The organism is Bradyrhizobium sp. UFLA05-153 (assembly GCF_054185185.1).
This window is the reverse complement of sequence record NZ_JBBIAM010000212.1, coordinates 1-8556: the sequence shown is the minus strand read 5'-3', so window position 1 is coordinate 8556 and position 8556 is coordinate 1. Positions and strand designations below refer to the sequence as shown.

8 protein-coding genes are annotated in these 8556 nt (G+C 58.5%); all 8 read right to left on the bottom strand.

What is annotated here, in order from left to right:
- Positions 1–293: 293 nt before the first annotated feature.
- Entirely contained in the window at positions 294–842 is a 549-nt protein-coding gene (locus tag Q2941_RS49400) for a tetratricopeptide repeat protein (RefSeq protein WP_458197219.1), read from the bottom strand.
- Between the two features lie 614 nt (positions 843–1456).
- Entirely contained in the window at positions 1457–3034 is a 1578-nt protein-coding gene (locus tag Q2941_RS49395) for a type II and III secretion system protein family protein (protein ID WP_458197218.1), read from the bottom strand.
- A 749-nt stretch (positions 3035–3783) separates the two neighbouring features.
- Positions 3784–4227 (bottom strand): TadE/TadG family type IV pilus assembly protein, encoded by a 444-nt coding sequence (locus Q2941_RS49390; protein ID WP_458197217.1) that lies wholly within the window; start codon positions 4225–4227, stop codon positions 3784–3786.
- Positions 4208–4639, bottom strand: a complete 432-nt coding sequence (locus Q2941_RS49385; RefSeq protein ID WP_458197216.1) for a TadE/TadG family type IV pilus assembly protein — start codon at positions 4637–4639, stop codon at positions 4208–4210. Before Q2941_RS49385 ends, Q2941_RS49390 begins: the two co-directional genes overlap by 20 nt.
- A 9-nt stretch (positions 4640–4648) precedes the next feature.
- The gene (locus Q2941_RS49380; protein WP_458197215.1) at positions 4649–6091 is read right to left on the bottom strand and encodes a pilus assembly protein TadG-related protein; all 1443 of its coding nucleotides are present in this window, start codon (positions 6089–6091) and stop codon (positions 4649–4651) included.
- 3 nt (positions 6092–6094) lie between these two features.
- Entirely contained in the window at positions 6095–7003 is a 909-nt protein-coding gene (locus Q2941_RS49375; protein ID WP_458197214.1) for a type II secretion system F family protein, read from the bottom strand.
- Complete coding sequence (locus Q2941_RS49370) at positions 7000–7929, bottom strand: type II secretion system F family protein (protein ID WP_458197213.1); 930 nt, start codon at positions 7927–7929, stop codon at positions 7000–7002. Before Q2941_RS49370 ends, Q2941_RS49375 begins: the two co-directional genes overlap by 4 nt.
- The coding region (locus Q2941_RS49365; RefSeq protein ID WP_458197212.1) for a TadA family conjugal transfer-associated ATPase at positions 7929–8556 on the bottom strand (628 nt) is incomplete at its 5' end. The genes Q2941_RS49365 and Q2941_RS49370, both read right to left, overlap by 1 nt.

Genomic DNA, 8556 nt, shown 5'->3' with positions numbered 1-8556 from the left:
CCGCGACATCGACCAGCTACTGCCCTGGGCCTACCGCGCTCAAGCCCTCAAAGCCGTGGCCTGAGAACGACGCTTACGGTGTAATGAGATTAGGTTAGGATGAATTGTCATCGCGCTTCAGAATGACCTTTTCGGAAAACCGCTTCGCACTTTTCCAGATCATGCTTGAGCGCGCGTGTTCGGATGCACGTCACTGATATCCTCGACCGCCACCTGGCCAAGGGCCCCGTCCCAAGGCGCGGCTTCCAGCGCCAATTGAAACATCGATAAGATCAGGCGACTCCGCCCCCAATTTAAGGCTGATTGTTCGGCGGCCTCTCAATGAACCGCCGGCTGCCATTGAGAAGCTCGAGGTTGTTGGCGATCACCGGGTTACCCGGATCGAGCGAATAGGCCCTGTCGAACTTTCGCCGCGCCGCGGTCAGATTGCCCCGCAGCATGTACGAATATCCCTGATCGTTCAGGACTTGAACGGTTTCACCGCCCAGCCGAATCGCTTGTGCATAGGCCTGATCTGCGAGATCAAAGCGGCGCAGCCGATCGTAGCTCGCCGCGAGCCCGATCCAGGCGGTGACGTCCTTCGGGGCCTTTTCGACTGCCTCCTTGAAATAGCGCTGGGACAGTCCGAAATTGCCGCGATTGTAGTGCTCCAACCCCATCCGAACATGTTCATCTGAAGGATAGTATTTGACGTCGGTCGGCTCCTGCACGGGGTCTGGACCGGCTGGAGCGCCGGGCGCAACGACAGCGGCGTCGCGCACCGTGTATTCTTGCACCGTATCGCAAGCCGCCAATGCTGTGGTCAGTAAGGCGCCAGACAGCCAGAAAAGAATGCGCCGCATAGCCACTAATCCCCGCCCCGCCTATTACCGCTCGAAATATCATTCCCACGCTAACACGGGTGCGGTTAGAGACGTGTTACCGGCAAGCCACATGTACGCGCCGAAATAAAAAAAGCTCTTTCAACTCCCTGCCCGGGAAGACCCCAGCGTCCACCGCGGCTAACGTCGCGATAAGACTTGCTACTACCAGTAGCAGCGTAATTTCATTAAGGTCGCGCGCCTACTGCGGCTGCGCCAGTTCCCAAGCTGACGCTACCACCTGCGTCGACGTTTGCTGCCGTTGCGCCCGCAATTCCCATTGGAAGGTGCCCCGACCCTGGAGCATCCCCTCCGAACGCCGGTAACGGATCACGCGGTTGGTTACCGGCACGATAACGCGTAATAGCACCATTGGTCTTCGCGGCCTGAGAAACGATCCGGCGATCGCCGACGTAGCTCGGCCAGGGATGGATCGTGTGGGTCACGGCGTTGACCTGCTTCGCGTCGCCGGCACTTAAGGTGATGGTATCCGAACGCTGAAAATAACGGTCCATTTCGTCATTGCCGGCCACGCCGTTACAGGCCCCGAGCGTAAAGAATGCGAGTAACGCCGTGCATGTCATATCGGTCGTCCTTCAGTTGAGGGTCTTGACAACGGGCTGGTCGGTCGCAACCGCCGGCGCCGACAGGCGCACATCGGGCGCGATGATGTGTCCGTAAGGTCCTTTGAGGTCACCGCCGGAGCTGACGTAGTCGTTGTAGCGCTTTTTCACTTCCATCTGGCCGTTGAGGAAGAAGTCGACATCGTTTGCAGGCAGGCGGGAGTCCAGCGGCGACGCCAATTGCTGTCCGGGTGCCGCCGGCGCGACCAGACGCGGCGTCACGATGACCACCAGATCCGTCTCTTTCTGCTGATACGATGCGCTTCGGAACAGCGCACCGAGGACGGGCACCGAACCGATCCAGGGCAATTGCTGGACATCCTGTGCGTTGCGGGTCTGGAGCAGGCCGGCGATCGCGAAGCTCTGGCCGTCGCGCAATTCAACCGTGGTCCGAGCGTTGCGGCTGGTCAATGCCGGGACCACCGTTCCAGCGATCGTTACAGCATTGGTGAAATCGAGCTCACTGACCGACGGCTCAACCCGAAGGTTGATCGCGCCGCGCGACAGAACGGTCGGTACGAAACCCAACTCGACGCCGAACTTCTTGAATTCGATGGTAGTGGTGGGAAAGCCGTTCGTAGTGTTAGAAGCTACCGGCACCGGAAATTCACCACCGGCTAGGAAGCGCGCTGAATCGCCCGACAACGCCATCAGGTTGGGCTCGGCCAGGCTGCGTACAAGCCCTTTCGTCTCCAGTGCCTGCAGCAACAGATCGACCGAAGTGCCATTACTCGTTCTGAGCACATTCGTTAACAGGTTGCCGAACGGCGTTGCGTTACCTACTAGCCCCGACGCGAGCCCTGACGCGGTGCCCAGAAGAGGAACACCTTGAGGGGTCCTCGCTGCCAGCGGTGCGCCAGCAGTTCCACTATTCCCAACCTGCGTTAAGTTGCCGTTGCCGGCATAGAGGTTCACGCCCAGTTCGCGGCCAGCGGACCTCGCGACCTCGAGGAAGCGCACCTCCAGCATGACTTGCTGCGGCGCGGCCACGTTCATGGCGTTAACGACGACGGCGCCCTTCGGGACGGTGCCGGTGGCAACCGCCATGGCTCGCTCGGCGGCGACCGCATCCGCGGCCGTTCCGCTCAATATCACCTGGCCCTCCGAAGCGGAAACGCGAATGCCCCGCGTGCCGGTACTGGACTGAATGCTCTGCTGCAGATTGCCGGTGTCGATCGTCACCTCGACATCGAGGATGCCGATCTGCTTCATCGAGTTATCAAACAGGATGACGTTGGTGGTACCGGTCTGCTTGCCCTGGACGTAGATCACGTGATCGCTCAGCGACCTCACCTCGGCGATGTCGGGCGAACCCGACACAATCGTCGAAAACGCTGTTTCGACCCTAAAGGTGCGTGACTTGTTGACGATCACCTTGACGCGCTGGACGTCGCCCAACTCGCTGACGAAGACGCCACCGGACGAGCTCTGCCGGTCTGCCGCCCCCGCGCCATTCGCCGCGCCAAATGCGGCAAGCGCAGCGCCAAGGACGATCACGCTCAAGGCGGGAAACCGCCCATCTTCATTGCTGGCAATGCGTCGACCGCCCATTCCAACCCCCTTCGCCGCAATCCAGAGCCTGTCCCCGCAAATGGACGCCTTGCGCTAAAAACTTGCCTCCGCGCACGTCATAGAGCCTACAATCGGTTCCGTGATAAATCGTTACCGTCGTATTTCCATTTCCTGACGGGCAGGCACAAATCAATTCCGGTCGGCGGAGGACACTCGTCTGTCGCCTACTCCGGCAAGATCATCATCCGGGGTTATGGCTCGTTTGCAAGAAGCGAACTGCACCAGGCAGTCCCAACGCGAGAGAAAATTGCGCAATGTTGCCAACGAGCACCACTGCCGGCGCGGAGATGACCTGCAGCTTGGCGATAGCGCACCGGTGGCACCCGAGCAACCAGCGCGTATACCTAACCGATAACCTCTCCTGCCCGGTACGCATTCGGCCAGCACCCCGACAGGCGCGCTGGTTTGTCGCGGCGCCTGGCCGCAGCGGCTTTGGACTGTGGGTCGTTTTACAGCTTCAGCGAAGCAGGTCGGCGACTTTGTTGGCGGAAGGCACACGGTTGCGCGGATCGGCCTTCGTGTGCCGGCGTACCAACATAGCAGCCCGCTTCATTGCCGAGACCGGCTTGGTTGCTGCCATTACCCTTACAGTTCCGCGCGGGCCGATATAAGCGCGCGGAGCATTGAGACCTTTTCCAAAAGCGGCAACCACAGGTCGTAACGCGCCCGCCACAGTACAGCGGTCGTTTCGGGAATTCTTCTACGAAGCCGAAGCGCCCCCAGATCGCTCAGTAGCTCAGCTGAGTATTCTGGGCGACCTGGGTTATGGTTCCTTGCCATACAGGCAGCATAAAGCCGAAATTGTAGCTCGCGCTCGCAGTAACCGCCATCACCCCGGTGGTGGCATCGGCCGTGGACCGAGAAGCAGCCGGCGTCGTTGCAAAGCCGCTCGTTGCGAGGAAGGGCACGGTCGCCTGCGCAGTGGCGACACTATTTGGCCCGGTCGATGGCAGTGCACATTGTGTGAGTTGCGACTGCCCGGCGCAGTAGATTAGGGTTTGTCGCACCAGTTCGCTCGCTAGCGTGCGGACCGAGTTTTGCGTAACATAGAACCTCGCCACATCAGATATCGCGAGCAACATCAAAAAAAATGCCATGAAGATGATGACGAGTTCAAGGGCGACAGCCCCCGAGGTGTCAAGCGTTCTGGTTCTACTTGACGCGGACTTCATAGCTTACTCTGTTGCTGAATGATTGCGACCACCAAGGGGTTATTATGGAAGAAGCAGGCATACTGGCCGAGATTTGAATCAAGAACGGAGTATTGCATGTGGTTCCCGTCGCGATCGCGCTGCACGAGGTCGCTGTCCCCGCGCAGGAGCAAGCTACCGTCGGCGTTCCACTCAAGCTCAATCCCGAGGGAAGAGCGTTCGTTACGGTATTTTGAATGCCATTCGAATCGGTGGGGAAGAAACGGGCATATTCTCCGCCTGCTCTAACGGCTGATTGTATGGCGGTCTGGCGTTGCGTTACGTCGCCAACTTCCACGACAGCGAACAGCAGTGGGACCAGCACAAAGACGGCGACGATTATGAACTCCAACGCCGCGGCCCCACGCTGATCCCGGAGGAAATTGTGGCACATAGCTTATTCCTACTGCACGAGGGCTACAGCCTTGACTTGAGCGGTCGTGGTGCCGGTCGCGCCACACCCCGTCACGTTTTCCGTTGCACTGCCGGTGAAGGTTAGCGACCAGCCGACGATCGACATGCAGGTCGTCGAAGAAGAGAATGTGTTGCCGGTTACACAGACGCTCGCGTTGGGGAAGTACATGCCGCCATTCAGCGTAATGGTCGAGCTGCCCTGAATTGAGACCGGCGCACTGCCGCAGGCATTGGTGTGCTGCGAATTTCGGTAATCCATATAGAACAGAAGGCCATTATAATTCGTGTCGGCGTAGCTGGCAGTAGGTGCAGCGCTCATGTTCACGGTGGCATTACCGCTGATGCTCAAACCGGCTGAGTTGCCACCATAATTCGGCGACGGACCTGTAAAAATGAATGTGCAACCCGTGCAGGTAAGCGATCCACCCAGGACATTGATATTCGAACTAAAAAAGAAATAGGTTCCAGGAGTAAGGGTCAAAGGCGGATCGCCATTTTGTACCCTCAGGTTTGTCCCGACGCAGAACACGCCGGAGGAGATGACATATGGCGAAGTTGCGGTTGTCCCATTGCAGTTCGCGTTGGTGACCGCCGCGGGAATCGCGGACGAGTCCGTCTGTAGAGCTGCATATGGATCGGTCGTGGGGGGCTGGTACATCAGATTGCCTCCCGCAGTGCATGGGGTAGCGGAGCCGGATTGCGTACAGCCGCCTGCTCCGACCAAAATGAGGTTGGTCTGTGTTTTGTTGGCGCCGGCGCCGTTGAATGTGATGGAGTCTCCGCCGGTCCTGTTCGAGGCCAGAGAGCAGTTTGTTCCGGTGACTGACCCGTTGCCACTAAACGCAAGCCCCCCGCCCAAGGCCAAAGCACATGCGGGTCCGGTCACTAACAGCGCGGCAGTCGCCAGTTCGCGGACGTTCTGCGAGCCCGATCCTACGATAAAGGCACTGAAGCTCCGCGGTTCTGCCCGAACCATTTGCGCCTGGACTGCGTTGCACGATGGCGTACAGGATCCGCTCGTGTCGGCACTGAAGCTCCCGCCGCCCCAGTTGCCCGGTTGGATGGTGACGGTTGTGTTCGATCCTGACGTATATCCGTTATCTGTCGCAACGCTGATGCCTGCTGTCTGGGCGTTGGAAAAGCCTGTTGCGCCGGAGATGGTTGTGGTCGTGTAGTTGAGTCCTCCCAAAACACCTGCAATGGCCGCAGCATCGGCAGCATTCTGTCCGTGCCGCCGCTCAAGGTACCAGGCGCTGACCTCCATTCCGAAGCCGGCCATCCCCAAGAACAAGGCAGAAGATGCAGCGAACATCAAGGTGCTCACACCGCGTCTGTCCCGCAAGCAATCCAAGGCGGGAACGAACCTGATCGCCGTCGAGAGGTGCATCATCCAATCGTAAGACCAGCTTTTGAACAGGGTAACCGTGCCCATGGCTTACTTCCCTGCGTTGGTGAACGTCGCTATGAGGCGCAGATACGGACTTCCGCCCAAGATGACGAACATGGCTGGAAGCATGAACAATACCATCGGAGCCGTCAGCTTGGCGCCCAGCTTGTGTGCTCTTTCTTCCAGCTTGGTGATACGTTCTCGCCGCAGGTCGACCGCGACACTGCGCAGAGCCTGGCTCAACGGCGTTCCGTATTGCAGGCTCTGACTGACAATGGTGCCGAATCGGCGAAGTCCCTCTGACGTAGATCCGAATTTCTCGAACGCCTCGCTGCGGTTTGGCAAGACCCTGAGGTTGTCAAGAAGATCGTATAGCACCCCGGCCGTCGCAGGATTCGTCTCGTTCATTTCTTCCGCAACGCGTTGCACCGCACTCTCCAGCCCCATTCCTGCTTCGGTGCATACAACCAGCAAATCGATAGCGTCCGGCGTGCCGAGCCGAATGGCCGCATCAAAGCGCCGTTTCAGCAGCAACAGGATCAATCGCGGCCCCATGATTCCGATCACCCCGCCAACGAGGGTGAAGATCAACACATCGGTCAGTGGCTTCCCCAAAAGCTGCGCAACAACAAGCGCACCGATCGGAAACAAGCACATGCTGACAGTTTTGACACCGATCCAAATTGGCAAGACTCGAAAATGATTGAAGCCGGATGATTGAAGGATCGTTCGCAGTTGTTCCAGATTTTCCGGAGCGTAGAAGCGCTGATACCTCGCGCCGAGCGATGAAAACAAACCGGTCATGTTCTGGATGGGGGCTGACTTGCCAGAAACACCGATCACAGCGTTCGACACCCTCGTGTTCAATGCACGAAGATGAATTTCGCGGATGATCAACACCGCGGCCGCAGCCGCAACTGCTATGGCGGAGGCCGCCAGACCGAGAACAACACTCATAGTGCCGTATCCCTTCTGATCATCCAACGTATCACAAAGTGCCCGGCAAGCACCGAGCATACCGCATACGCCAGCAGTTTGTTTCCGGTCGGATCCGTGAACAGCAGAGAAATCGATTCCGGACTGATCCAGTAGAATATCCCACCTACAATGACGGGCATGCATGAAAGGGCTCGTGAAGAAAAGATCACCTCGGCTGCCAGCGCCTTGGCGCGAGCAGCCAGCGCAACGCGCTGACTCACGGTGTCTCCCAGAGTCTGCAAGGTTTCAGCCAAACTGCCACCAGACTTCATCTGGACTGCCAGTGTCACCGCAAACATCGCATACTCTGCCACTTGCGTTCGCCGATAGACAGCCTCTACGGCTTCCTCGGGAGGCCTCCCCAGACTCAATTCGCTGCATACGATCGCAAACTGTCCAGCCGTTGGTTGCGGCATCTCGCGGGAGATGGTGCGAAATGCTTCGTTCACAGGCAGCCCGGATCTAACAGTACTTGCCACTATCTGGATCGCATCAGGTAGCTGTCGAAAAAGTTGATCGGCGACGCGACGTTGCTGCCACCCAAACAGACCGCGTACTACCATGATGGCCACAATTGCCGCCGCCAGATATGCGTAGAGGGTGGTGAAATCCAGCAGGCTAGTAACATAAAGGACTGCCGCTGCTGCGATGACGCCGGCAAGGAGCGGATACGCAGGGTGCCAAAGGTAATTTGTCTCTGCGTTATAATTGACCAAGCGGTGGAACAACCGCTGTCGGGATCCGGCCTGTAGCCGACGGATGGAGGGCCGGCTCGCCGAATGTGAGGTTGGTAAAGCCATCGCTACCTGACGAACGATGCGGCTCTCTCGACCGTCGAGCCACAACGACACGACCGCTGCGCAGATCAGGAGCGCCAGGACAATGATGATCAAAACTGGCAGCATTATAGTTGCCTCATAGCCTCAGCCCAAGCTCGATCAAGCCCATAATAGGCAAGACGGCTCTTGAATTTTGGGATTGAATGGGTGGACCGGTAGGCGCCCAAGATCCGCCCGTGAACATCGTCCTCTTGGTACTCAAACGCCGCGATGTCATTGGTGGTGATCACGTCGGTTTCCAGGCCGGTCACCTCGCTGATCTGGACAATGCGGCGCTGTCCATCTCGCATGCGTTCCACTTGCACGATGACATCCAACGCCGCAACGATCTGGGCTCGAATCGCCCGCAGCGGCAGATTTGGCTGTCCCATCTGCACCATGTTTTCAATACGGGTCAGTGCGTCGCGGGCGCTGTTAGCATGCACCGTGGAGATCGAACCATCATGGCCGGTGTTCATCGCTTGCAGCATGTCAAATGCTTCAGCGCCGCGCACTTCGCCTACGACGATCCGGTCAGGACGCATCCGCAGGGCATTCCACACCAGATCGCGTTGTGTCACCTGCCCCGTGCCCTCGAGGCTAGGAGGCCGGGTCTCCAGGCTGATCACATGCGGCTGTTGCAGCTGCAACTCTGCGGCATCCTCGATGGTGACAATGCGCTCGCTGTGATCAATGTGTTGGCTCAGGGCGTTC